Here is a 23,618-nt window from a genome sequence, read left to right as displayed (position 1 = left end):
CGCCTGCCCAGGCCAGGACCAGGCAGTCCTCGCCCTTGAGGAAGCGCTGGCAGCGCACGCCGCCCGTCGCGCGGCCCTTGCGCGGGTACTGGTCGAACGGTGTGAGCTTCGCCGACGTCCCCGAGTCGCCCAGCAGAGTGCCCGCGGCGCCCGCCACGGTGAACACCACGGCGTCCGCCGCCGGGTCGATCGCGGTGAAGGAGATCACCTTCGCGCCTTCCGACAGCTTGATGCCCGCCATACCGCCCGCCGGGCGGCCCTGCGGGCGCACCTGGCCCGCCTGGTAGCGCAGCAGCTGCGCGTCGTCTGTGATGAAGACCAGGTCCTCCTCGCCCGTACGGAGCTCGACCGCGCCCACGATGCGGTCGCCCTCCTTGAGGGTGATGACCTCCAGCTCGTCCTTGTTCGCCGGGTAGTCCGGGACCACGCGCTTGACGACGCCCTGCTCCGTGCCGAGCGCGAGGCCCGGTGAGGACTCGTCCAGCGTCGTGAGGCAGACCAGCCGCTCGCCCTCCTCCAGCGACAGGAACTCCGACACCGGGGCGCCGCCCGCCAGGCTGGGGGCCGCCGCCGTCTCCGGCAGCCGGGGCAGGTCGATCACGGGGAGCCGCAGCAGGCGTCCCAGGGACGTCACCGCGCCCACGTCGGCGCGGGCCGTGGCCGGTACCGCCGAGACGATCACGTCGTGCTTGACGCGCTTCGCGCTCCGCTCGCCGTCCTCGAGGAAGGGTTCGCCGGTCGCCGTACGGGCCAGCAGGCCGGTGGAGGAGAGCAGCACCCGGCACGGGTCGTCCGCGACCTCCAGGGGCACGGCCGACGCCGGGGCGCCCGCCGACTCCAGCAGCACGGTGCGCCGGTCGGTGCCGAACTTCTTCGCCACGTCGGCCAGTTCGCCCGAGACCAGCTTGCGGAGCTCCGCGTCCGACTCCAGGATGCGGGTCAGCTCCTCGATCTCCGCGGTCAGCCGGTCGCGCTCCGACTCCAGCTCGACCCGGTCGAACTTCGTGAGCCGGCGCAGCGGGGTGTCGAGGATGTACTGCGTCTGGACCTCGGAGAGCGAGAAGCGCGCCATGAGGGATTCCTTGGCCTGCGCGGCGTTCTCACTCGAACGGATGATTCTGATGACCTCGTCGATGTCGACGAGCGCCACCAGCAGACCCTCGACCAGGTGCAGCCGGTTGCTGCGCTTGGTGCGCCGGAACTCGCTGCGGCGCCGGACCACCTCGAAGCGGTGGTCGAGATAGACCTCCAGCAGCTCCTTCAGGCCCAGGGTCAGCGGCTGCCCGTCGACCAGCGCCACGTTGTTGATGCCGAAGGACTCCTCCATCGGCGTCAGCTTGTAGAGCTGCTCCAGCACGGCCTCGGGGTTGAAGCCGTTCTTGACCTCGATGACGAGCCGCAGGCCGTGCGCGCGGTCCGTGAGGTCCTTGACGTCGGCGATGCCCTGGATCTTCTTGGCGCCGACCAGGTCCTTGATCTTGGAGATGACCTTCTCCGGGCCGACCGTGAAGGGCAGCTCGGTGACCACGAGGCCCTTGCGGCGGGCCGTCACGTTCTCCACGGAGACCGTGGCGCGGATCTTGAAGGTGCCGCGGCCCGTCTCGTAGGCGTCCCGGATGCCGCCGAGGCCCACGATCCGGCCGCCCGTGGGCAGGTCCGGGCCGGGGACGAACTTCATCAGGGTGTCGAGGTCGGCGTTCGGGTGCCGGACCAGGTGCCGGGCGGCGGCGACGACCTCGCCCAGGTTGTGCGGCGGCATGTTCGTCGCCATGCCGACCGCGATCCCGGACGAGCCGTTGACCAGCAGGTTCGGATAGGCGGCCGGGAGGGCCACCGGCTCCTGCTCGCTGCCGTCGTAGTTCGGCGCGAAATCGACGGTGTCCTCGTCGATGGACTCCGTCATCAGCGAGGTGGCCGCCGCCATCCGCGCCTCGGTGTAGCGCATCGCCGCGGGCGGGTCGTCGTTGCCCAGCGAGCCGAAGTTGCCGTGGCCGTCGACCAGCGGCACCCGCATCGAGAACGGCTGGGCCATGCGCACCAGCGCGTCGTAGATGGAGGCGTCACCGTGCGGGTGCAGCTTGCCCATCACCTCGCCGACGACGCGTGCGCACTTCACGTACGAACGCTCCGGGCGCAGGCCCATCTCGTTCATCTGGAAGAGGATGCGACGGTGGACGGGCTTGAGACCGTCCCTGGCGTCGGGCAGGGCGCGCGAGTAGATGACCGAGTAGGCGTACTCGAGGAAGGAGCCCTGCATCTCGTCGACGACGTCGATGTCGAGGATGCGCTCCTCGAAGTCGTCCGGCGGCGGGGTCTTCGTGCTGCGGCGGGCCATCGCGGCTGCTGCTCCTTCGATCGATTGCCGAGGCGGGCGGTACTGACGTCGGTTGACGTCGACCATTGTGGACCGCCCCACTGACAACGCCGACAACCGACCCGTCCGTAAGAGGGCACCGTGCCGGGAACTTCGCCAGATGTCAGCGCGCTTGCATACAGTGACAGGACTGTTCATCACGCGAGCGCCGCGAGCCATCGCGAGCCTCCACGCGGGATTTCACGCGGATCGAAGGGACGTACATGCCCATGGGTCACACGGCCACGCAACAGGCCGGTTCCGGCGGCCTGACAGCGACCGAGCACCGCCTGGCCAACGGCCTGAGGGTGGTGCTCTCCGAAGATCATCTGACCCCGGTCGCCGCGGTCTGCCTCTGGTACGACGTCGGCTCCCGCCACGAAGTCAAGGGCCGTACCGGCCTGGCCCACCTCTTCGAGCACCTGATGTTCCAGGGCTCCGCACAGGTCGAGGGCAACGGCCACTTCGAGCTGGTGCAGGGCGCGGGCGGCTCCCTCAACGGCACCACCAGTTTCGAGCGCACCAACTACTTCGAGACCATGCCCGCCCACCAGCTGGAGCTGGCCCTGTGGCTCGAGGCCGACCGCATGGGCTCGCTGCTCGCCGCGCTCGACGACGAGTCCATGGAGAACCAGCGGGACGTCGTCAAGAACGAGCGCCGCCAGCGCTACGACAACGTCCCCTACGGCACCGCCTTCGAGCGGCTGACCGCCATGGTCTTCCCCGACGGCCACCCGTACCACCACACCCCGATCGGCTCGATGGCCGACCTGGACGCGGCGTCCCTGGAGGACGCGCGCGCCTTCTTCCGGACGTACTACGCGCCCGGCAACGCCGTCCTGTCGGTCGTCGGCGACATCGACCCCGAGCAGACCCTCGCCTGGATCGAGAAGTACTTCGGCTCCATCCCGGCGCACGACGCCAAGCAGCCGCCGCGCGACGGCGCCCTCCCCGACACCGTCGGGAAGGAGATCCGCGAGGTCGTCCGCGAGGAGGTGCCCGCGCGCGCCCTCATGGCCGCCTACCGCCTCCCGCACGACGGCACCCGCGACGCCGACGCCGCCGACCTCGCCCTGACCGTCCTCGGCCACGGCGAGTCCTCCCGCCTCTACAACCGCCTCGTCCGCCGGGACCGCAGCGCCGTCGGCGTCGGCTTCGGCATGCTGCGGCTCGCGGGCGCGCCTTCGGTCGGCTGGCTGGACGTCAAGGCGTCCGGCGGCGTCGAGGTGGCCGACATCGAGTCCGCCGTCGACGAGGAGCTCGCCCGCTTCGCCACCGAGGGCCCCACCCCGGAGGAGATGGAGCGGGCCCAGGCCCAGCTGGAGCGCGAGTGGCTGGACCGGCTCGCCACGGTCAGCGGCCGCGCCGACGAACTGTGCCGCTTCGCCGTGCTGTTCGGCGACCCGCAGCTCGCCCTCACCGCGGTCGAGCGCGTCCTGGACATCACCCCGGAGGAGGTGCAGAGAGTGGCCAAGGCCCGTCTGCACCCCGACAACCGCGGCGTGCTGGTGTACGAGCCGGTCACCCCCGCCGCCGACGAGACCGCGCAGGACCGGAACGACGAGGAGACGGCCCAGTGAGCGACGCCGTGGCCACCGCAGGCCCTTCGATGACCTTCCACCCGCAGCCGCGGGCCGGCGAGGCGACCCCCTGGGCCTTCCCCGCCCCCGAGCGCGGCCAGCTGCCCAACGGCCTCACGGTGCTGCGCTGCCACCGCCCCGGTCAGCAGATCGTGGCCGTGGAGGTCAACCTCCTGGCCCCGCTGGACGCCGAGCCCGAGGGCCTCGACGGCGTCGCCACCATCATGGCGCGCGCCCTGTCCGAGGGCACCGACACCTACACGGCCGAGGAGTTCACCGCCGAGCTGGAGCGCTGCGGCGCCACCCTCGACGCGCACGCCGACCACCCCGGTGTCCGGCTCTCGCTGGAGGTGCCCGCCTCCCGGCTCACCAAGGCGCTCACGCTGCTCGCCGACGCGCTGCGCGCCCCCGCCTTCCCCGAGAGCGAGATCGAGCGCCTCGTCCGCAACCGCCTGGACGAGATCCCGCACGAGCTGGCCAACCCGGCCCGGCGCGCGGCCATGGCGCTCTCGCAGCACCTCTTCCCGGCCGACTCCCGGATGTCCCGCCCCCGCCAGGGCACCCAGGAGACCGTCGAGCGCATCGACGCCGCCGCCGTGCGCGCCTTCTACGCGGCGCACGTCCGGCCCGCCACCTCGACCGCCGTGGTCGTCGGCGACTTCACCGGCGTCGACCTCGACGCTGCGCTCGCCGACACCCTGGGCGCCTGGACCGGCGCCCCCGCGGAGCGGCGCCCCGTGCCGCCGGTCACCGCGGACGACACCGGCCGCGTGGTGATCGTGGACCGCCCCGGCGCCGTCCAGACCCAGCTGCTGATCGGCCGGATCGGCGCCGACCGGCACGACCGCGTCTGGCCCGCCCAGGTCCTCGGCACGTACTGCCTCGGCGGCACCCTCACCTCCCGCCTGGACCGCGTCCTGCGCGAGGAGAAGGGCTACACCTACGGCGTACGGGCCTTCGGCCAGGTGCTGCGCTCCGCCCCGGAGGGCACCGGCGCGGCCATGCTGGCCATCAGCGGCTCGGTGGACACCGCCTCCACCGGCCCGGCCCTGGACGACCTCTGGAAGGTGCTGCGGACCCTCGCCGCCGAGGGCCTGACCGACGCCGAGCGCGACGCCGCCGTGCAGAACCTCGTGGGTGTCGCGCCGCTCAAGTACGAGACCGCCGCGGCCGTCGCGGGCACGCTCGCCGACCAGGTCGAGCAGTACCTGCCGGACGACTTCCAGGCGCGGCTCTACGAGCGCCTCGCGCAGACGGGCACCGTGGAGGCCACCGCCGCCGCCGTCAGCGCCTTCCCGGTCGACCGGCTCGTCACCGTCCTCGTCGGTGACGCCGCGCAGATCGAGGAGCCCGTCAAGGCGCTCGGCATCGGCGAGGTCACCGTCATCGGCGGCTGAGGCCGCCGGGTCACCGGAACCACCGGGCCGCCGGGTCGAGGGCCTTTGGGCCCAGGGCGGCTGACGCTCCGTGAGTTCCGGGTGAGCTCCGGGTGAGATCCGTCATGGTGAGGCGCGCGGGGCCTGTCGGTCCCACGCGCCTCCCTTATGTCCGAATTGGTGGACTGGTTGCGCCTCTGTTCTGTGGCGTACGCCACAAAACATGAGTTCTGTTTGTTGTTCGAAAGCGGCGCCGTCTAGCGTCGGAGCGGCTGTTCGTCAGACGTGAGTCGCACCCGCGGCCCCGGGCAGCCATCGCCGAGTCCCCGTACGGCGCGAGCCAGGGGAGCCGGGGACCCACATGTCCCTGGGGTGAATCGGGTTCCTCTCCGAGGAAACCGTAGGAGACCTTCCTGCTCCGAACCCGTCAGCTAACCCGGTAGGCGAGAAGGAAGGAAAGGACGAGCCGTACCCATGGCGTTCACCCGCCCCACCGGTAAGCACCGCCGCCCGAGCCGCGCCGTCCGTGCCGGAGCGAACGTCGCAGGTATAGCCGGCCTCGCGGCCACCGGCGTGGTCGCGGGATTCGCGGCCCCGGCCCTCGCCGCCACCGACGACGCCCCGCGCGTCGAGGACACGGGCCTGACCCAGGCCCTCGTGATCGGTGACGACACCGCCGACCGCGTCGGCGAGCAGGCCGAGGTCCAGCGCAGCGCCGCCGACGAGGCCGCCATCCGCCTCCAGGCCGAGGCCGCCGCCAAGAAGCAGGCCGCCGAGGTCAAGAAGGCCGACGACGAGGCCAAGCGCAAGGCCGAGGCCGAGCGCAAGGAGCAGGAGCGCGTCACCCGCGAGCAGGAGCGCCAGCGCCTCAACCTCTTCGTGAGCCCGATCGACGGCTCGTACGTCTCGACCGGCTACAAGGCCTCCAGCAGCCTGTGGTCCTCCGGCAGCCACACCGGTGTGGACTTCCACGCCGAGTCGGGCACCTCGGTCCACGCCGTGGGCGCGGGCACGATCGTCGAGGCCGGCTGGGGCGGCGCGTACGGCAACAACGTCGTCATCCGCCACAACGACGGCACCTACACGCAGTACGGCCACCTGTCGTCCATCGACGTGTCCGTCGGCCAGAGCGTCACCGCGGGCCAGCAGATCGGCCTCTCCGGCGCCACCGGCAACGTCACCGGCCCGCACCTGCACTTCGAGGCCCGCACGGCCCCGACCTACGGCTCCGACATCGACCCGGTCGAGTACCTGCGCGAGCACGGCGTCTCCGTCTGACGCGCGCCGCGCCACCGTATTTCCCGAAGGCCCCGGTCACCGACCGGGGCCTTCGCGTCGGCCGGAGCAGGGTCTTCGCGCCGGTCGCGGTCGGGCGCTCGTGTTGGCCGGGACCGGCGCCCTCGCGGTGGCCAAAACGGATCGATGGTTCCGGCCGCGCCATCGGAAATCGCGGACGTCTGCAATAGAGTCGCCGGACAGGCGTCGATCGGCCGCCTTTCGCGGGGGTCATTGCGGAGGTTCACCCATGCGAAGCCGTACGTGAACGGCTATGACAAAGCGGAGCCCGACAGCCGCAGAATTTCCACCCAGGCCGTATGCACCGCGATTCGTGACGACATCGTCTCCGGCACCTTTCCGCCCGGCGGCAGGCTCATCGAGGAGCTGCTCGCCCGCCGCTACGGAGTCTCGCGCGTGCCGGTGCGCGAAGCGCTGCGCACCCTCGCCTCCGAGGGCTTCGTGACCACGCGCCGCCACGCGGGCGCCTGCGTGGCCGAGCCCACCGAGCAGGAGGCCGCCGACCTCCTGGAGGTACGCGCCCTGCTGGAGCCCCTGGGCGCCGCCCGGGCCGCCCAGCGCCGCACCGAGGCACACCTCAAGGTGCTCCGCGGGCTGGTCAAGCTGGGGCAGGACCGGGCCAGGTCCGGGCGGACCGCCGAGCTCCGCCCCCTGGACGACTGGTTCGACGAGACCCTCGCCCAGGCCTCCGGCAGCACCAGCCTCGCCGCGCTGCTCACCCAGCTCCGGCTCAAGATCGCCTGGGTGTACGTGCCGGAGCCGCCCCTGCGGCCCGTGCGGGACTGGGAGGTCCGCGGCACGCTCGTCGACGCGATCGTCCGGGGCGACGCCGAGCGGGCGCGCTCGATCGCCGCGGCCCGCGCCGGCCGCGCGCCCGGCGAATACCGGCTGCGCCGCCCCGCCCGCCCGGGCCGTGCGCGCAATGCCGAACACACTCTGCCCGCCGCCGCTTCGCGTTCCTGACGGGGCACCGCTATTCGCGGCCGCCGTGCCCCTCGCCGCCCGGGGAATTCACGCCGGGCGCGTGCGACGCGGGAAACGGAGAGCGGCGAGGAACGGCGAAGGGCGACGGCGGACGCCGAAGGACGCGGAAAGGCGACCGGAAACGACTGGGAACAGCCGTCAACGGCCGTCAACGGCCGGAAAAAGACAACGGGGCCGCGACGGCCTCGATCGGCCGCCGCGGCCCCGCCGCGCGCGTGCGTGTGACTGGTGAGTCAGACGGTCTCCGGGAGCTCCTCGAGCCCCTCGGCGACCAGCTTCGCCAGGCGGTCGAGCGCCGCCTCGGCACCCTCGGCGTCGGACGCCAGCACGATCTCCTCGCCACCCTGGGCGCCCAGGCCCAGCACGGCCAGCATGGAGGCGGCGTTGACGGGGTTGCCGTCGGCCTTGGCGATGGTCATGGGGACGCCCGCGGCCGTCGCCGCACGGACGAAGATCGACGCGGGACGCGCGTGCAGGCCCTCGGCCCAGCCGACGTTGACGCGGCGCTCAGCCATGGTGTTGCCCTTCAAGTCGTTGACAGTTGTCTAGACCAGTGTTGCACAGGGGGCGCAGTGCTCCGGCTGCCCCCACCTTCCCCCGCCCCGACCGGGCACGCGACCGGGACGGACTGTCGGTGCCCGGCCTTACGCTTGGCCCATGCAGACGCCGTCCGAGCACGCGTACCCGACCCACTGGGAGGCCGACGTCGTGCTCCGCGACGGCGGCACCGCGCAGATCCGTCCGATCACCGCGGACGACGCGGAACGGCTGATCAAGTTCTACGAGCGGGTCTCGGACGAGTCGAAGTACTACCGCTTCTTCGCCCCCTATCCCCGGCTCTCCGACCGTGACGTGCACCGCTTCACCCATCACGACTACGTCGACCGGGTGGGCCTCGCCGCGACCGTCGGCGGAGACTTCATCGCCACCGTCCGCTACGACCGCGTCGACTCCCGCGGACTGTCGGCCTCCGGCCCCGCCGACGACGCGGAGGTCGCCTTCCTCGTCCAGGACGCCCACCAGGGCCGCGGCGTGGCCTCCGCCCTGCTGGAGCACCTCGCCGCCGTCGCCCGCGAGCGCGGCATCCGACGCTTCTCCGCCGAGGTGCTGCCCGCCAACACCAAGATGATCAAGGTGTTCACGGACGCGGGCTACACCCAGAAGCGCAGCTTCGAGGACGGCGTCGTCCGCCTGGAGCTCGACCTGGAGCCCACCGACCGCTCCCTGGCCGTGCAGCGGGCGCGCGAGCAGCGCGCCGAGGCCCGTTCCGTGCAGCGCCTCATCGCCCCCGGCTCCGTCGCCGTCATCGGCACCGGCCGCGAGCCCGGCGGCATGGGCCGCGCCGTCCTGAGGAACCTCCTCGCGGGCGGTTTCACCGGCCGCACATACGCGATCAACCGGTCCTTCCCCGACGGGCATTCCCGGCTCCACCCCGAAGGGGTCCCCGCCCACCGCTCGATCCTCGACGTGGACGACCCCGTCGACCTCGCGGTCGTCGCCGTCCCCGCCGAGCAGGTGCCCTCCGTCGTCGCCGAGTGCGGCGAGCACGGTGTCCAGGGCCTGCTCGTCCTGTCCGCGGGCTACGCCGAGAGCGGCGCCGACGGGCGCGACCGGCAGCGCGAGCTGGTCCGCCAGGCCCGCTCGTACGGCATGCGCATCATCGGGCCCAACGCCTTCGGCCTGATCAACACCGCCCCCGGGACCCTCCTCAACGCCTCCCTCTCGCCCGAGCTGCCCGCCGCCGGGCGCCTGGGGCTCTTCAGCCAGTCCGGGGCGATCGGCATCGCCCTGCTCTCCGGGCTGCACCGGCGCGCTGCCGGGCTCGTCGGCATCTCCACCTTCGTCTCCGCGGGCAACCGCGCCGACGTCTCCGGCAACGACTTCCTCCAGTACTGGCACGACGACCCGGGCACCGACGTCGTCCTGATGTACCTGGAGTCCATCGGCAACCCCCGGAAGTTCACCCGCCTCGCCCGGCGCACCGCCGCCCGCAAGCCGGTCGTCGTGGTCAAGGGCGCCCGCCACGGCGGCACCGCCCCCGCCGGGCACGCCGTGCCCACGACCCGCATCCCCGACGCCACCGTCTCCGACCTGCTGCGGCAGGCGGGCGTCATACGCGTCGACACCGTGACCGAACTGGCCGACACCGGGCTCCTCCTCGCCTCCCAGCCGCTGCCCGCGGGCCCCCGCGTCGCCATCCTCGGCAACTCCGAGTCCCTCGCCCTGCTCACCTACGACGCCTGCCTCACGGACGGGCTGCGCCCGCAGCCCCCGTACGACCTGACCACCTCCGCCGGACCGGCCGACTTCCGCGCCGCCCTCGTGGACGCCCTCACCGACGAGGAGTGCGACGCCGTCGTCGTCACGGCCATCCCCTGGGTCGGCGACGCCTCCGCCGAGGACCTCGCGGCGGCACTGCGGGACGCGGTGGCCACGACCCCGGTCGCCAAACCCGTCACCGTCGTCCACCTGGAGATCCCGGGCCTGGCGGAAGCGCTGGCCGCCGAGCCGCTCCCGGCGGAGCGGCCTCCTGTGGGGCAGCCTCAGGAGGAGCAGGACGCCGCGGAGGACGGTGAGCGCGCTCCCTCCGTGCGGATCCCCGCCTACCCCGCCGCCGAGCGCGCCGTGCGCGCGCTGGCCGAGGCCGCCCGGTACGCCCGGTGGCGGCGCCAGACGGCCGCCGATCCCGGCCGCGTGCCGGAGTACGACGACATCGACGAAGCCGGGGCCGCCGCCGACATCGACGTGCTGCTCGCCGCCCACGGCGCGAGCCCGGCCCCCCTGACCGGCCCGCGCGCCGTCACGCTCTCCGCCGCCGACACCCAGCGGCTGCTCGCCCGCTACGGGATCGCCGTGCTGCCCGCGCTGCCCGCCCCCGATCCGGAGAGCGCCGTCCGCGCCGCGCACCGGCTCGGTTTCCCCGTCGCCCTCAAGCCCACCGCCCCGCACCTGCGCCACCGCGCCGACCTCGGTGGCGTCCGGCTCGACCTGGGCGGGGAGACGGAACTGCGCCGTGCCTACGCGGAATTGACCGAGCTGCTCGGCAAGCCCGAGGAGATCCGGCTCGTCGTCCAGTCGATGGCGCCCCGCGGCGTCGACACGGTCGTGCGGGCTGCCATCGACCCAGCGGCGGGCGCGGTGCTCTCCTTCGGCCTGGCCGGGGCGCCGTCGCTGCTCCTCGGGGACACCGCGCACCGGCTGGTCCCCGTCACGGACCGCGACGCGGCGGAGCAGATCCGCTCGATCCGGACCGCGCCGCTGCTCTTCGGCTGGCGGGGGGCCGCGCCCGTGGACACGCGGGCGCTGGAGGAGCTGCTGCTGCGGGTGTCGCGGCTCGTGGACGACCACCCGGAGGTGGTGGGGGCGGACCTGGAGCCGGTGATCGTGGCGCCGCACGGTGTGCATGTCCTGGGCGCGACGATCCGCCTGGCCCCGGCCCCGGCCCGCACGGACCTGGGGCCCCGCAGCCTCCCGGCGGTCTGACCGGGGGCTCCGCCCCCGGACCCCCCTGAGTGGTCGGTTGCGGCCGGTGGGTCCGTTTGTGCCCACCCGTTCCGCCGTGCGGAACGCCTGCCCACAAACGGGGGTGAGGCGGGAGTTCGGCCGACGGGGCGCGCCCCGTCAGGGGCGCGGGGAACTGCGCGACCGGCCACGCACGGCCCGCAGCCGCCCACTGGGCCTGGGCGGCAGGCCAGTGAGCGCAACGGGCCGCCGGCCCGCACCCGCGCGCGGAGCGCAAGAGACACCCCGGTGGGCGCACCCGGACCACCGAGCCGCACCCGGACCCGGAGCCCGTCCGGCGAGGACACAGGGCACCGAACGGCCACGTCCGCCCCGTAGGATGGGCGTATGGCGAAGACCGGTACGACGACCCAGGGGCTGCGCGCAGCCATCGAGCGCAGCGGCTATTACCCGGCCCTCGTGGCCGAGGCGGTGGAGGCCGCCGTGGGCGGGGAGCCGGTCTCGTCGTACCTGGTGCACCAGGAGACGACGTTCGACTCCAACGAGGTCCGTCGTCACGTCACGGTGCTGGTCCTCACGGGCACCCGTTTCATCGTCAGCCACACCGACGAGCAGGCCGCCGACGGCACGTCCCCGTCGCCGTACGCCACCACGTCCACGGAGTCCGTGAAGATCGACCGGATCTCCTCCGTGGTGCTGAGCCGCGTCGTCGCCAACCCCGAGGCGTACACCCCGGGCACCCTGCCCCGTGAGGTCGTGCTCACCATCGGCTGGGGCGCGGTGTCCCGGATCGACCTGGAGCCCGCCGCGTGCGGCGACCCCAACTGCGACGCCGACCACGGCTACACCGGTTCGTCCACCGCCGACGACCTGAGCCTGCGCGTCAGCGAAGCGGGTGATGGCCCGGACACGGTCCGGCAGGCCCTCGCGTTCGCGCAGGCGCTCTCCGAGGCGACCGCGGCGACCACCCGCTGATGGCCGGTTTCACGGAAGGCCGTACGACATCCGGCCAGGCCTGGCACGAGCCCGCCCTTCTCGACCCGCGTTCCGCGCCCCTGCCGCGCTACGGCACCGGCTCGCTCGCCGAGCTGCTCCCGTCCGTCGCGGCCCACCTCGGCGTGCCCGGCCTCACCGCCGGGATGGAGCTGGCCCCGGCCGACCGGGTCTGCGTCTTCCTGATCGACGGCCTCGGCTGGGAGCTGCTGCGCGCCCACCCCGCGGAGGCGCCCTTCCTGCACTCCCTGCTGGGCACGTCGATGAACGGCACCGGCCGTCCGATGACCGCCGGTTTCCCGTCCACCACCGCGACCTCGCTCGCCTCGGTCGGCACCGGCCTGCCGCCGGGCGCCCACGGCCTGCCCGGCTACACCGTGGCCGACCCGGCGACCGGGCGGCTGATGAACCAGCTGCGCTGGCGCCCCTGGACCGACCCGCACGTCTGGCAGCCCTACCCGACCGTCTTCCAGCTCGCGGACGCGGCCGGGGTGCCCACCTGCCAGGTGTCCTCTCCGGACTTCCAGCACACCCCGCTGACGAAGATCGCGCTGAGCGGCGGCACCTTCCACGGCAGGCTCTCCGGCGAGGACCGGATGGACTTCGCCGCCGCCCGGCTGGCCGCCTCCGACCGCGCGCTCGTCTACACGTACTACAGCGACGTGGACGGCAAGGGCCACCGTTTCGGCGTCGACTCCGACGAGTGGCGCAGCGAGCTCATGCGGGTGGACCGGCTCGCCCAGCGGCTCGCCGAGCAGCTGCCGCCCCGTTCGGCGCTCTATGTCACCGCCGACCACGGCATGATCGACATCCCGTTCGACCCGGAGTCGCGCATCGACTTCGACGAGGACTGGGAGCTGCGCGCGGGAGTCGCCCTGCTGGGCGGCGAGGCCCGTGCCCGCCACGTCTACGCGGTGCCCGGCGCCGCCGCCGATGTGCTGGCCGTCTGGCGCGAGGTGCTCGGTGACCGGATGTGGGTCGCCGGACGCGACGAGGCCATCGAGGCGGGCTGGTTCGGCCGCCCCGGCGACGGCGTCGACGACCGGGTCTACGAGCGCATCGGCGACGTCGTCGCCGCGGCCCGCGACGACGTCGCGATCGTCGCAACCGAGACCGAGCCCAACGAGTCCCAGATGGTGGGCCTGCACGGCTCCATGACACCCGTGGAGCAGCTCGTCCCACTCCTCGAAGTGCGCTCCTGACCCCACACGAATCGTCTGTCCCCCCACTTCCCCCCCAATTCCCTTGCGTATGAAAGGCCATGGCACCCCCATGCCCGAGCTGGTGTTCTTCTCCGGAACGATGGACTGCGGAAAGAGCACCCTCGCTCTGCAGATCGAGCACAACCGTTCGGCCCGCGGTCTCCAGGGGATGATCTACACCCGCAACGACCGGGCGGGCGAGGGCAAGCTGTCCTCCCGGCTCGGTCTGGTCACCGAATCCGTCGAGGCGGGTGACGGCTTCGACTTCTACGCGCACATCGTGGCCCACCTGTCGGCGGGCGGCCGCGCGGACTACGTCATCGCCGACGAGGCGCAGTTCCTGGCGCCGGAACAGATCGACCAACTCGCCCGCGTCGTGGACGACCTCGGGCTCGACGTCTTCGCCTTCGGTATCACCACCGACTTCCGCACCAAGCTCTTCCCGGGCTCGCAGCGCCTGGTGGAGCTCGCCGACCGGATCGAGGTCCTCCAGGTCGAGGCGCTCTGCTGGTGCGGCGCGCGGGCCACGCACAACGCCCGCACGGTCGGCGGGCAGATGGTCGTCGAGGGCGCCCAGGTCGTCGTCGGCGACGTCAACCAGCCCGAGGCCGTGGTGGGTTACGAGGTGCTGTGCAGGCGGCACCACCGCCGTCGGCTCACGGCTGCCGCGGCCCGCGCGGCGACCCTCTCGCCCGACGTGCTGCCCGTGGACTCCGCTAGCGAGCCGACCGCAGCACGGTGAAGACGGCGCCCTCCGGGTCCGCGACCGTGGCCACCCGCCCGGCCGCGCTCTCGTGCGGGGGCGTGAGGACCCGTCCGCCGAGCTCCGTGACGCGCCGCGCCGCGGCGTCGGTGTCCGGCACCTCGAACGAGGTCATCCAGTGCGGCCCCCGCGTACGCGGCAGGGCGGCGCCCACGCCGTGGATCACGGCCACCGGGCGGCCCGCCAGCCGCAGGGTGAGGGAGTCGGCCCCGGCCGGGTCCACGGGATCGGTCTCGTAGCCGAACAGTCCCTGGTAGAAGGCGACGACCGAGGACGCCCGGCGCGTCACCAGCTCGTGCCGGGCCGGTGTGCCCGGCGCCCCGGCCGGCTGGGCCGGCCGCTCGCCCTGCCACACCCCGAACGGTGCCCCGGCCGGGTCGCACGCGAGCACCAGCCGCCCCGCGTTCTCGGCGGCCAGCGGACCCACCCCGACCGTGCCGCAGGAGGAGCGGATCCACTCCGCGGTCCGGTCCGCGTCGTCGCTGGCCAGATAGGTGGTCCAGGCGCTGGGCAGCCGGCGGCCGGGCGCCGGCCCGCCGATGCCCGCGACGTCCTGGCCGTCGATCGTGGCACGTACGTACGGACCGAGTCGGCGCGGTCCCGGGTTGTAGTAGGCCCATCCGAACAGGCCGCTGTAGAAGCTCTTGATCGATTCCAGGTCGTGCGCCAGGAGGCTCGTCCAGCAGGGGGTGCCCGGAGCGTGCCGGACGCCCCTGGTGCTGTGCTGCCGGGTGGAGCCCCAAACCTCGGTCATCGTCACTCTCTCCTCGGACCATCGCCGGTGGGCGCGCGTCCCGCGCCGGACCACGGCGCGCGGGGTGGTACGGGACGGGGCACGTCCAGATGTTTGCACCACCTGCCACGGCGCGCCCCCCGGCCGCGCCGGGATTCACGGGTTCCCGCAGGAGAATGCCCGCATTCGCGTTTCGGTACCGTTGCGGCGCGGTTGCCGTCCAGTATCGGGAGCGCCGTCCAGTATCGAGCAGTTGTACGTCACCCCGCCAGAGGGCCTTACGCGCAGGCCCCGTTGCGTCAGGATGGGTGCCATGAACCCCATCATCACCGCAGCCGAACTCGTGAACGCGCAGGCGGGGGAGCGGCCCCCCGTCCTGCTCGACGTCCGTTACCAGATGGGCGGACCGCCCGGCCGCCCGGAGTACGAGGCGGGGCACATCCCCGGCGCCGCCTACGTGGACCTCGAGGCCGAACTCGCGGATCCGCCCGGGGCGCGCGGCAGGCACCCGCTGCCGGACGTCGAGGAGTTCGGGGCGGCCATGCGGCGCGCGGGCGTCAGCGCCGACCGCGACATCGTCACCTATGACGGTGGTACGGGCTGGGCCGCCGCCCGCGCCTGGTGGATGCTGCGCTGGGCCGGGCATTCCTCCGTACGAGTGCTCGACGGAGGACTCCCGGCGTGGACGGCGGCAGGCGGGACCCTGGAGAAGGGCCCGTCGCCGGAGGGCGCGGGGGACTTCGTCCCGGCCCCCGGCGCGCTGCCGCTGCTGGACGCGGACGGCGCGGCGGCACTGGCCCGCCGCGGGGTGCTGCTGGACGCCCGCGCGGGGGAGCGGTACCGCGGCGAGACCGAACCGATCGACAAGGTCGCCGGCCACATCCCCGGCGCGGTCTCCGCCCCGACGAACGAGAACGTGACCGAGGACGGCCGCTTCCGCCCCGCCGCGGAACTCGCCGCGCGCTTCGCGGCACTCGGCGTGGACGGCACGCCGGGCACCGAGGTCGGCGTCTACTGCGGCTCGGGCGTGTCCGCCGCCCACCAACTGGTGGCACTGGCGATCGCGGGCATCCCCGCGGCCCTCTACGCGGGCTCCTGGAGCGAATGGTCCAACGACCCGACCCGCCCGGTGGCGACGGGCCCGCAGCCGGGCTGACGAGACAGGGGGGCGCCCCGAAGGGGCGCGGGGCTGTGACATTGTGCGGCTCCGCCGCGTGGGCGCGACCAGCCACAACGAACCCGCAGGCGCGCGCCAAGCGCAAGAGGCACCCCAGTAGGCGCGACCACCCGTCACCCCTCAGCCAAAACTACGAGGTGACGGATGGTCAATCCTGCTTCTTGCGGCGCGTGCCGAACACGATCTCGTCCCAGCTCGGCACGGCCGCCCGGCGGCCGGGCCGTACGCCGTCCGCCTCCGCCTGGCGGTCCGTCGTACCGGTGAGCCGGTCGCGGTGCCCCGCCACGGACCGTGGCATGAGCACGTCCGCATAAGCGGCACCCGCACCCGCACCCGCGCTGGCGGCCGGAGGCTCGACGGCCTCCGGCTCCTCGCCGCCCTCCTCGGCCATGGGCGGCACCGACGGTGTCTCCGGCACGACCATGTCGCCCCGGAAGCTGGGCACGGCCTCCAGCAGGCTCGTGAGGGAGTCCCGCTCCTTGCCCTGATCGTCAGTGGTGCCGCCGTCCGCTTCCGCCGGGCCGGACGACTGGCGGTCCAGCGTCCGGTCGAGGGGGCGGTCGCGCGGCAGCCGGGCGATGCGCGGCACGAACGGGAAGCTCGGCTCGGGCGTGTCGTCGGCCTCGCCGATGAGCGCCCGGGCCTCGTCGTCCAACGCCTGAACGATCCGCCTCGGCGGGTCGAACGTCCAGCTCGCGGCCCGTGGCTCACCTGCCGACCGGTAGACGAGCAGCACTTCCCAGGTGCCGTCGTCGCGACGCCACGAGTCCCACTGGGCGCTGTCCTTCTCGGCACCGCGCAGCACCAGGCGCTCCGTGACCGCCTCACCGAGGGGCGGGCCGGAGTTCTCGCCGGGGCGGCGCACCGGTGTCTTGCGAGCGCGCTCGGCCATGAAGGCGCGCTCGGCGAGCACCGGACCCTCGAAGCGGCGGACCCGCTCCACGGGGATGCCCGCGAGCTGTGCCACCTCCTCGGCGGAGGCACCCGCACGTATGCGCGCCTGGATGTCGCGAGGCCGGAGATGGCTCTCCACCTCGATCTCGATCTGGCCCAGGCGGGCGCGGTCGTTGCGGACCGCGGCACGCAGGCGCTCGTCGATGGGGAGGGTGTACTCCGTGCTGTCCGCAGCCTTGAGCACCAGCCGTGTGCCGTCGTTGGAGACGGCCACGACACGCAGTTCGGGCATGGGGACCTCCCGGGTGGTGCCTGCCGACGTCACCTGCGTCGCTGCTTCCGCTAGTCGAGTGTGGCCTGCCCGGGTGCAGCCTGCCACAACATTGCCGAGTTGACGGGGCGAGAGCCGCCTGGCCCCTCCCGTTCGGGTCCGGGCAGCCCGACGGGACACCGGGGCCAGGGCTCGCCACAGTACTCCATTCGGGCCACGGGGGGTGGATCGGCGCGCCATCGAAGTTCACGCAAGAGAAGGGAGTTGATCCGGGGCGCCAGTCCGGATGTCCGCCGTACGGGTGTCGAGGTTCACACAATCGCCCGAATCGGAACTGTTCGTTACGCTCGAATGTCCCTTCTACCTGCAAGAGGATCGAAGGCTACACAGAGGCGGGAGATGGACGGAAAAGGCGATAGCGAGGCAAAACCCAAGAAGAAGGGTCTGGAGCTGAGCCTCGCGCAGGTCGCCGGAAGTGCTCTGGCGGCGGTCGTGGCCGCGCTGCTCGCGGGCAAGCTGGGCGTGTACGGAACCGTCCTCGGCGCGGGCGTGGTGAGTGTCGTGGCCACGTCGGGCGGCACGATTTTCCAGCACCTGTTCCGGCGTACGGGTGAGCAGCTGCGCGAGGCGACGACGCAGGCGGCCAAGCCGAAGCTGCGCCAGGTGCCCGTGCGGGACGCGGGGCGCGCTGTGCGGCGGCTCCAGGACGGGCACCCGGACACGGTCGGCACCCAGCTGCTGCCCCAGGCGGGCCAGGGCCACGGGGCGGACGCGACGCAGGTCCTGCGGGGTGCCGGGCCGCTGGACGCGACCCAGGCGCTGCCCGCGGAGGATGCGACCCAGCTGTTGCACGGCGCGGGCCACGCGCCGGGACAGAGCGCTCCGTACGCGGGCGCGTACGGAGCGCCGCACGCCGGTCCGTACGGTGATCAGCACAACGTCGGGTTCAGTGCCGAGTACACGCCGGGCGAAACGCAGGGCACCCGGCTGCGCGGCTGGAAGCGCCCGGTGCTCGCGGCGGCCGCGGTCTTCGCGCTCGCCATGGGCACGGTCACGGCGGTCGAGATGTTCGTCCTGGGCGGGACCTCGAACGGCGAGAAGGGCACGTCGGTCAGCCAGATCTTCACCGGCGGTGGCGGGAAGTCCGACGACAAGCAGGACAAGAAGCCCTCGCACACCCCCACGCCGGGTCAGTCGCAGGACGGCGGCCGGGAACACGGGCAGGGCGGTACGGGCGGCGCGACGCCGGACCCCGACGCCTCCCACCAGGGCGGCGGGGGCAAGCAGTCCCCCGACCCGTCGACGTCGCCCGGCACGGGCGGCACGACCGGCGGTCCGTCGCCGAAGCCGAACCCGAGCAACCCGGTGGTCCCGACGCCCGACGGCGGCAAGGGCGGCACGTCGACCGGCCAGGGCAACGGCGGCACCACCTCGGGGCAGGGCTCCAGCGGCGGCCAGGGCGACTCCAAGCCCCCGCAGGGCCAGAACGCGGCGGCCGCAGGCACCCCCTAACGGGCGGGCGTCGTCGCAATAGCGAACGTCGGGCGGGCCGGAATCTCCGGCCCGCCCGACGTTTTTGCGCCGCGGCGTACGCGGGCGTACACCGCGGCGGCGCGCATGCTTCAGGCTCCCAGGACACGCCGCAGGTACGGATTGCCGAAGGTGCGCCCCGGGTCCAGCCGGTCCCGCAGCGCGGTGAACTCCGCGAAGCGCGGATAGGCCCCGGCGAGGTATTCCGCGTCCCTGCTGTGCAGCTTCCCCCAGTGCGGCCGTCCCCCGTGGGCCGTCATGATCTGCTCGACGGCCGTGAAGTAGGCCCGGTACGGGGTGCCCCGGTACATGTGGACGGCGAGGTAGGCGGTGTCCCGCCCGTACGCCGTCGACAGCGGGATGTCGTCCGCGGGCGCGGTCCGTACCTCGACGGGGAAGCTCACCCGGAAGCCCGACCGCTCCACCACCGCCCGCACCTCGCGCAGCGCCGCGATCGCCGCCTCGCGCGGCACGGCGTACTCCATCTCCAGGAAGCGCACCCGGCGCGGGCTGGTGAAGACCTTGTAGGCGACGTCGGAGTACGTACGGGCCGACAGGGCGCGGCTCGCGACCCTGGCGATGCCGGGGACGGCCGCGGGCACGGCCCGGCCCACGGTGCACACGGCCTGGAAGAGGCCGTTGGCCACCAGCTCGTCCTCGACCCAGGCGCTCAGTCTGCCGGGCGGGGCCGCGGGACCCGCGGTGCGGTTGTTGCGCTTGGTGACGCAGCCGCTGGTGTGCGGGAACCAGTAGAACTCGAAGTGCTCGTTCTCGGCGACGAGCTGATCGAATTCGGTGGTCACCCGGTCGAACGCCATGGGTTCCTCGCGGGCCCGCAGGAGGAATTCCGGCTCGACCGCGAAGGTGACGGCGGTGATCACCCCGAGCGCGCCGAGCCCCAGCCGGGCCGCGGCGAAGACCTCCGGGTTCTCGTCCGCGGAGCAGCCGATCACCGAGCCGTCCGCCGTCACCAGCTCCAGGGCCCGGATCTGGGCGGCGAGCGAGGCGGAGTCGCGGCCCGTGCCGTGGGTGCCGGTGCTGACCGCCCCGGAGACGGTCTGCGCCATGATGTCGCCCATATTGGCCAGCGACAGGCCGTGCGCCGACAGTGTCTCGTTGAGCTGCCGGACGGTGGTGCCCGCCGCCACCGTCACGGTTCCGGCCGCCCGGTCGACCGCGCGGAGCCCGGTCAGCCGCTCCGGGCGGATCAGCAGTCCTTCCGTGGCGGCCGCTGCCGTGAAGGAGTGGCCGGTGCCGACCGCCTTGACCGGCAGGCCGTCCGCGACGGCCCCGGCCACCGCCTCGGCGAGCTCCGCGGTGCTCGCCGGTGTCACCGTCCGTGCGGGACGGGCGGTGACGTTCCCCGCCCAGTTACGCCACGCGCCCCGTGTCCTGGCGCTCCTGCCGCTCGTGCCGCTCGTGGTTCCGGTCGTGCTCGTCATGTGCGTCGGACCCTCCCCTTGCCTGCGGCACGAGTCCACCCGGCCGCTGCGGCGCCGGCTTGTGGAGCCGGCGGAGGCCGAGGAACGCCACCGCGGCCGAGAGCGCCCCCGCCCCCAGGGCCACCACATACCCCGAACCGGCGCCTTCGGCGTCGACCACCCAGCCGGCCGCCGACGAGCCCAGCGCCACGCCGACCGCGAGCCCGGTGCTCGTCCAGGTCATGCCCTCGGTCAGCTTCTCGCGCGGTACGTGCTGCTCCACCAGGGCCATCGTCGTCACCATGGTCGGCGCGATGGACAGCCCCGCGACGAAGAGCGCCACGGCCAGGAGCGGCAGGCTCCCGACCAGTTGGAGGGGGATCATACTCACGGCCATCACACAGACGCCCAGCAGCCAGCGGCGGGCGGGCTCGCCCGACAGCCGCAGCAGCCCGAAGACGACGCCCGCCGTGCACGAGCCCAGCGCGTACACCGCGAGCACCACGCTCGCCATCGCCTTGTGGCCCTGCTCCTCCGCGAAGGCGACGGTCACCACGTCGACCGTGCCGAAGATGGCGCCCACGGCCACGAAGGTCACCACCAGCACCTGGAGGCCGGGGGAGCGCAGCGCGGAGCCGCCCGAGTGCTGCTCGCGCGGGTGCGGCACGGGCTCGGTGGCGCGCTGCGAGGTCAGCCAGAACACGCCGACGGCCAGGAAGCAGGCGGCCAGCAGCGGGCCCGCCTCCGGGAACCACGCCGTGGACAGCCCGATCGACAGGATCGGGCCGAAGATGAAGCACACCTCGTCGGCGACGGACTCGAAGGCGTACGCCGTGTGCAGCTCGCTGCGGCCCCGGTAGAGCTCCGCCCACCGCGCCCTGACCATCGCCCCCACGCTCGGCGTGCAGCCCGCTCCCGTCGCGAAGACGAAGAGCAGCCAGTCGGGCCACCGCTGCTGCGCGCTCATCAGCAGCCCGGCCAGCGAGACCAGCGCGATCAGGGTCGCCGGGCGCGTCACCCTGCGCTGCCCGTGCCGGTCGACGAGCCGGGAGATCTGCGGGCCGAGCACGGCCGCGGCGATCGCGAGGGTCGCGGACAGCGCGCCGGCCAGCCGGTAGCGGCCGGTCAGCTGGGACACCATCGTCACGATGCCGATGCCCGTCATCGACAGCGGCATCCGCCCGAGGAAGGAGGCGGCGGTGAAGCTCTTGGTGCCGGGGGCCGCGAATATGGCGCGGTAGGAACTGGGCAAGGTGCGCCGCCAGGGGTCGAAAACGGAAGCGGAAACGGAAGCGGAGAAACGGAAGCGGGCGCGGCACACGGAGCCCGGAGGGCTGCGTACCGCGGCGGTGTACAGAGGGTGAGGTTGCCGGTAAGGGATGTAGGTGGCCGATACAGCTTACGTGGGTACATGCGTGCGATGCACGGTCATTTCCCGGCTGTCAGTGGCGGATGGGAGGATCGGACCATGTCGGATCAGCCAGCAGATCAGCGAGCAGAGCAGCGGGCGGTTCAGGGGACGGCGCGGCCGGCCGGGCAGGCGACGGCCCCGTACGACGCCCTGCTGCTGCTCTCCTTCGGCGGCCCCGAAGGGCCGGACGACGTCGTCCCGTTCCTGGAGAACGTCACCCGCGGCCGGGGCATCCCGCGCGAGCGCCTCAAGGAGGTCGGGCAGCACTACTTCCTCTTCGGCGGCGTCAGCCCGATCAACGGCCAGAACCGCGAGCTGCTGGCCGCGCTGCGCGAGGACTTCGCCGGGCACGGCGTCGACCTGCCCGTCTACTGGGGCAACCGCAACTGGGCGCCGTATCTGACCGACACCCTGCGCGAGCTGGCGGCCGACGGCCACCGCCGTGTCCTCACGCTCACCACCAGCGCCTACGCCTCGTACTCCGGCTGCCGCCAGTACCGCGAGAACCTCGCGGACGCCTTGGCCGCCCTGGAGAGCGAGGGCATCACGCCGCCGCGCGTCGACAAGCTGCGGCACTACTTCAACCACCCGGGCTTCGTGCAGCCCATGATCGACGCGACGCTGGAGGCACTCGCCTCGCTCCCCGAGGACGTGCGCGACGGGGCCCACCTCGCCTTCACCACGCACTCCATCCCCACGGCCGCCGCGGACACCTCCGGCCCGGCCGGGGGCCACGGCGACGGCGGCGCCTACGTCGCCCAGCATCTCGACGTCGCCCGGCTGATCGCCGACGCCGTCCGTGAGAAGACCGGCGCCGACCGCCCCTGGCGGCTCGTCTACCAGTCGCGCAGCGGCGCCCCGCACATCCCCTGGCTGGAGCCCGACATCTGCGACCACCTGGAGGCCCTCCACGGCGAGGGCGCGCCGGCCGTGGTGATGGTCCCGATCGGCTTCGTCTCGGACCACATGGAGGTCAAGTACGACCTCGACACCGAGGCCACCGCCAAGGCCGCCGGGCTCGGCCTGCCGGTCGCCCGCGCCGCCACCGTCGGGGCGGACCCGCGCTTCGCCGCCGCCGTCCGGGAGCTGGTGCTGGAGCGCGCCGCCACCGAGCGCGGCGAGCGGCCGGAGCGCTGCGCCCTCGGCACGCTCGGCCCCGGCCACGACCTCTGTCCCGTCGGCTGCTGTCCGGCCCGCGCACCGCGCCCGGCCGCCGCGGGTGCCGACAGCCCGTACGCGTAAGGAGCGAGGAGCACCGTGAGCGACACCCTGAAGGCCGAACTCCTGGCCGTGGCCCTGGAGGCCGCCGACCGCGCGGGAGCGCTGCTCAAGGACGGCCGCCCGGCCGACCTCGGCGTGGCGAGCACCAAGACCAGCCCCATCGACGTCGTCACCGAGATGGACATCGCCGCCGAGAAGCTGATCACCGACTTCCTCGCCGAGCGCCGCCCCGACGACGGCGTCCTGGGCGAGGAGGGCGCCAGCAGCGAGGGCACCAGCGGCGTGCGCTGGGTCGTCGACCCGATCGACGGCACGGTCAACTATCTGTACGGCCTGCCCAGCTGGGCCGTGTCCATAGCCGCCGAGATCGACGGCGAGACCGCGGTCGGCGTGGTCACCGTGCCGATGCGCGGCGAGACCTTCCGCGCGGTGCGCGGTGCGGGCGCCTTCCTCGGCGACCGCCGCCTGCGGGTGCGTCCGGCGCCCGCCCTCGACCAGGCGCTCGTCGCGACCGGCTTCGGCTACCTCACGACCCGCCGGGCCGGCCAGGCGGAGGTGCTCCGCACGCTCCTGCCGGAAGTCCGCGACATCCGCCGCGGCGGGTCCGCGGCGATCGACCTGTGCGACGTGGCCTGCGGCCGGCTCGACGGCTACTACGAGCGCGGGCTCAACCCCTGGGACTACGCGGCGGGCGCCCTCATCGCCCGCGAGGCCGACGCCCTCACGGGCGGCCGCCCCGGCGTCCCCGAATCCCCCGAACTGACGGTGGCGGCCCCGTCGGGCCTCTTCGAGCGCCTGCAGTCCCGCCTGGAGGCCCTGGGCGCCTGGCACGACTGAGGCACCGCTGCCAGTGGCTCCTTCCGTGGCCGTTCGGCTACCCCGCCGTTGCCGCCTGCGGCGGGCATGCCCTTCGGGCATGTCCTCAAACGCCGGACGGGCTGGGTGGGGGTC

General features: G+C 73.4%; 18 protein-coding genes and 1 riboswitch. Of the genes, 12 read left to right on the top strand and 6 right to left on the bottom strand.

Going from position 1 to position 23,618, the window contains the following annotated elements; translation table 11 throughout:
• On the bottom strand, positions 1-2,335 hold a 2,335-nt coding region (locus K6I34_RS07825), incomplete at its 3' end, for a DNA topoisomerase (ATP-hydrolyzing) subunit A (RefSeq protein ID WP_229323558.1).
• A 248-nt stretch (positions 2,336-2,583) separates the two neighbouring features.
• On the opposite strand from K6I34_RS07825, the gene K6I34_RS07820 reads away from it, so the two are divergent.
• The 4 genes from K6I34_RS07820 (at position 2,584) to K6I34_RS07805 (ending at position 7,568) form a co-directional block, all read left to right on the top strand.
• Positions 2,584-3,933, top strand: coding sequence for a pitrilysin family protein (locus K6I34_RS07820; protein ID WP_229323562.1), 1,350 nt, complete (start codon positions 2,584-2,586; stop codon positions 3,931-3,933).
• A 29-nt stretch (positions 3,934-3,962) separates the two neighbouring features.
• Complete coding sequence (locus tag K6I34_RS07815) at positions 3,963-5,330, top strand: pitrilysin family protein (protein ID WP_229323560.1); 1,368 nt, start codon at positions 3,963-3,965, stop codon at positions 5,328-5,330.
• 285 nt (positions 5,331-5,615) lie between these two features.
• A riboswitch (cyclic di-AMP (ydaO/yuaA leader) is annotated at positions 5,616-5,770 on the top strand.
• Positions 5,771-5,783: 13 nt separating this feature from the next.
• Entirely contained in the window at positions 5,784-6,587 is an 804-nt protein-coding gene (locus tag K6I34_RS07810) for a M23 family metallopeptidase (protein WP_229323556.1), read from the top strand.
• A gap of 261 nt (positions 6,588-6,848) precedes the next feature.
• Positions 6,849-7,568: a GntR family transcriptional regulator gene (locus tag K6I34_RS07805; protein ID WP_229323554.1), complete on the top strand. Its 720-nt coding sequence runs from the start codon at positions 6,849-6,851 to the stop codon at positions 7,566-7,568.
• A gap of 254 nt (positions 7,569-7,822) precedes the next feature.
• Here K6I34_RS07805 and K6I34_RS07800 read toward each other — a convergent pair whose 3' ends face one another.
• A complete protein-coding gene (locus tag K6I34_RS07800) occupies positions 7,823-8,104 on the bottom strand; it encodes an HPr family phosphocarrier protein (protein ID WP_046925618.1) in 282 nt (93 codons plus the stop codon).
• 142 nt (positions 8,105-8,246) lie between these two features.
• Here K6I34_RS07800 and K6I34_RS07795 point away from each other — a divergent pair, with 142 nt between their 5' ends.
• The 4 genes from K6I34_RS07795 (at position 8,247) to K6I34_RS07780 (ending at position 13,988) form a co-directional block, all read left to right on the top strand.
• Entirely contained in the window at positions 8,247-11,072 is a 2,826-nt protein-coding gene (locus K6I34_RS07795) for a bifunctional GNAT family N-acetyltransferase/acetate--CoA ligase family protein (protein WP_229323552.1), read from the top strand.
• Positions 11,073-11,438: 366 nt separating this feature from the next.
• On the top strand, positions 11,439-12,026 hold the full coding sequence (locus K6I34_RS07790; RefSeq protein ID WP_229323550.1) for a DUF5998 family protein: 588 nt from the start codon (positions 11,439-11,441) through the stop codon (positions 12,024-12,026).
• Positions 12,026-13,246, top strand: a complete 1,221-nt coding sequence (locus K6I34_RS07785) for an alkaline phosphatase family protein (protein WP_229323548.1) — start codon at positions 12,026-12,028, stop codon at positions 13,244-13,246. Before K6I34_RS07790 ends, K6I34_RS07785 begins: the two co-directional genes overlap by 1 nt.
• Before the next feature lie 70 nt (positions 13,247-13,316).
• A complete protein-coding gene (locus K6I34_RS07780) occupies positions 13,317-13,988 on the top strand; it encodes a thymidine kinase (RefSeq protein WP_229323546.1) in 672 nt (223 codons plus the stop codon).
• Here K6I34_RS07780 and K6I34_RS07775 read toward each other — a convergent pair.
• Entirely contained in the window at positions 13,963-14,763 is an 801-nt protein-coding gene (locus K6I34_RS07775; protein WP_229323544.1) for a VOC family protein, read from the bottom strand. The two genes, K6I34_RS07780 and K6I34_RS07775, sit on opposite strands and share 26 nt — an antisense overlap.
• 292 nt (positions 14,764-15,055) lie before the next feature.
• Between K6I34_RS07775 and K6I34_RS07770 the strand changes: the two genes are divergently transcribed.
• Positions 15,056-15,898: a sulfurtransferase gene (locus K6I34_RS07770; RefSeq protein WP_229323542.1), complete on the top strand. Its 843-nt coding sequence runs from the start codon at positions 15,056-15,058 to the stop codon at positions 15,896-15,898.
• A gap of 169 nt (positions 15,899-16,067) precedes the next feature.
• On the opposite strand, the gene sepH is transcribed toward K6I34_RS07770, so the two are convergent.
• On the bottom strand, positions 16,068-17,138 hold the full coding sequence (gene sepH / locus K6I34_RS07765; RefSeq protein WP_229323540.1) for a septation protein SepH: 1,071 nt from the start codon (positions 17,136-17,138) through the stop codon (positions 16,068-16,070).
• 345 nt (positions 17,139-17,483) lie between these two features.
• Between sepH and K6I34_RS07760 the strand changes: the two genes are divergently transcribed.
• Positions 17,484-18,596 (top strand): hypothetical protein, encoded by a 1,113-nt coding sequence (locus K6I34_RS07760; RefSeq protein ID WP_229323538.1) that lies wholly within the window; start codon positions 17,484-17,486, stop codon positions 18,594-18,596.
• A gap of 110 nt (positions 18,597-18,706) precedes the next feature.
• On the opposite strand, the gene K6I34_RS07755 is transcribed toward K6I34_RS07760, so the two are convergent.
• Positions 18,707-20,056: a D-arabinono-1,4-lactone oxidase gene (locus K6I34_RS07755; RefSeq protein WP_229323536.1), complete on the bottom strand. Its 1,350-nt coding sequence runs from the start codon at positions 20,054-20,056 to the stop codon at positions 18,707-18,709.
• Positions 19,986-21,287 (bottom strand): MFS transporter, encoded by a 1,302-nt coding sequence (locus K6I34_RS07750; protein ID WP_229323534.1) that lies wholly within the window; start codon positions 21,285-21,287, stop codon positions 19,986-19,988. Before K6I34_RS07750 ends, K6I34_RS07755 begins: the two co-directional genes overlap by 71 nt.
• Positions 21,288-21,503: 216 nt before the next feature.
• On the opposite strand from K6I34_RS07750, the gene K6I34_RS07745 reads away from it, so the two are divergent.
• Both K6I34_RS07745 and K6I34_RS07740 read left to right on the top strand, forming a co-directional pair.
• Complete coding sequence (locus K6I34_RS07745; RefSeq protein WP_229323532.1) at positions 21,504-22,688, top strand: ferrochelatase; 1,185 nt, start codon at positions 21,504-21,506, stop codon at positions 22,686-22,688.
• Between the two features lie 15 nt (positions 22,689-22,703).
• A complete protein-coding gene (locus K6I34_RS07740; RefSeq protein WP_229323530.1) occupies positions 22,704-23,504 on the top strand; it encodes an inositol monophosphatase family protein in 801 nt (266 codons plus the stop codon).
• The last annotated feature ends 114 nt before the right edge of the window (positions 23,505-23,618 follow it).

It is taken from the genome of Streptomyces sp. UNOC14_S4, from assembly GCF_020740835.1.
In the GTDB taxonomy this organism is placed as follows: Bacteria; Actinomycetota; Actinomycetes; order Streptomycetales; family Streptomycetaceae; genus Streptomyces.
Note: the sequence above shows the minus strand (reverse complement) of the source record. Positions and strands in the feature narration are given on the sequence as shown.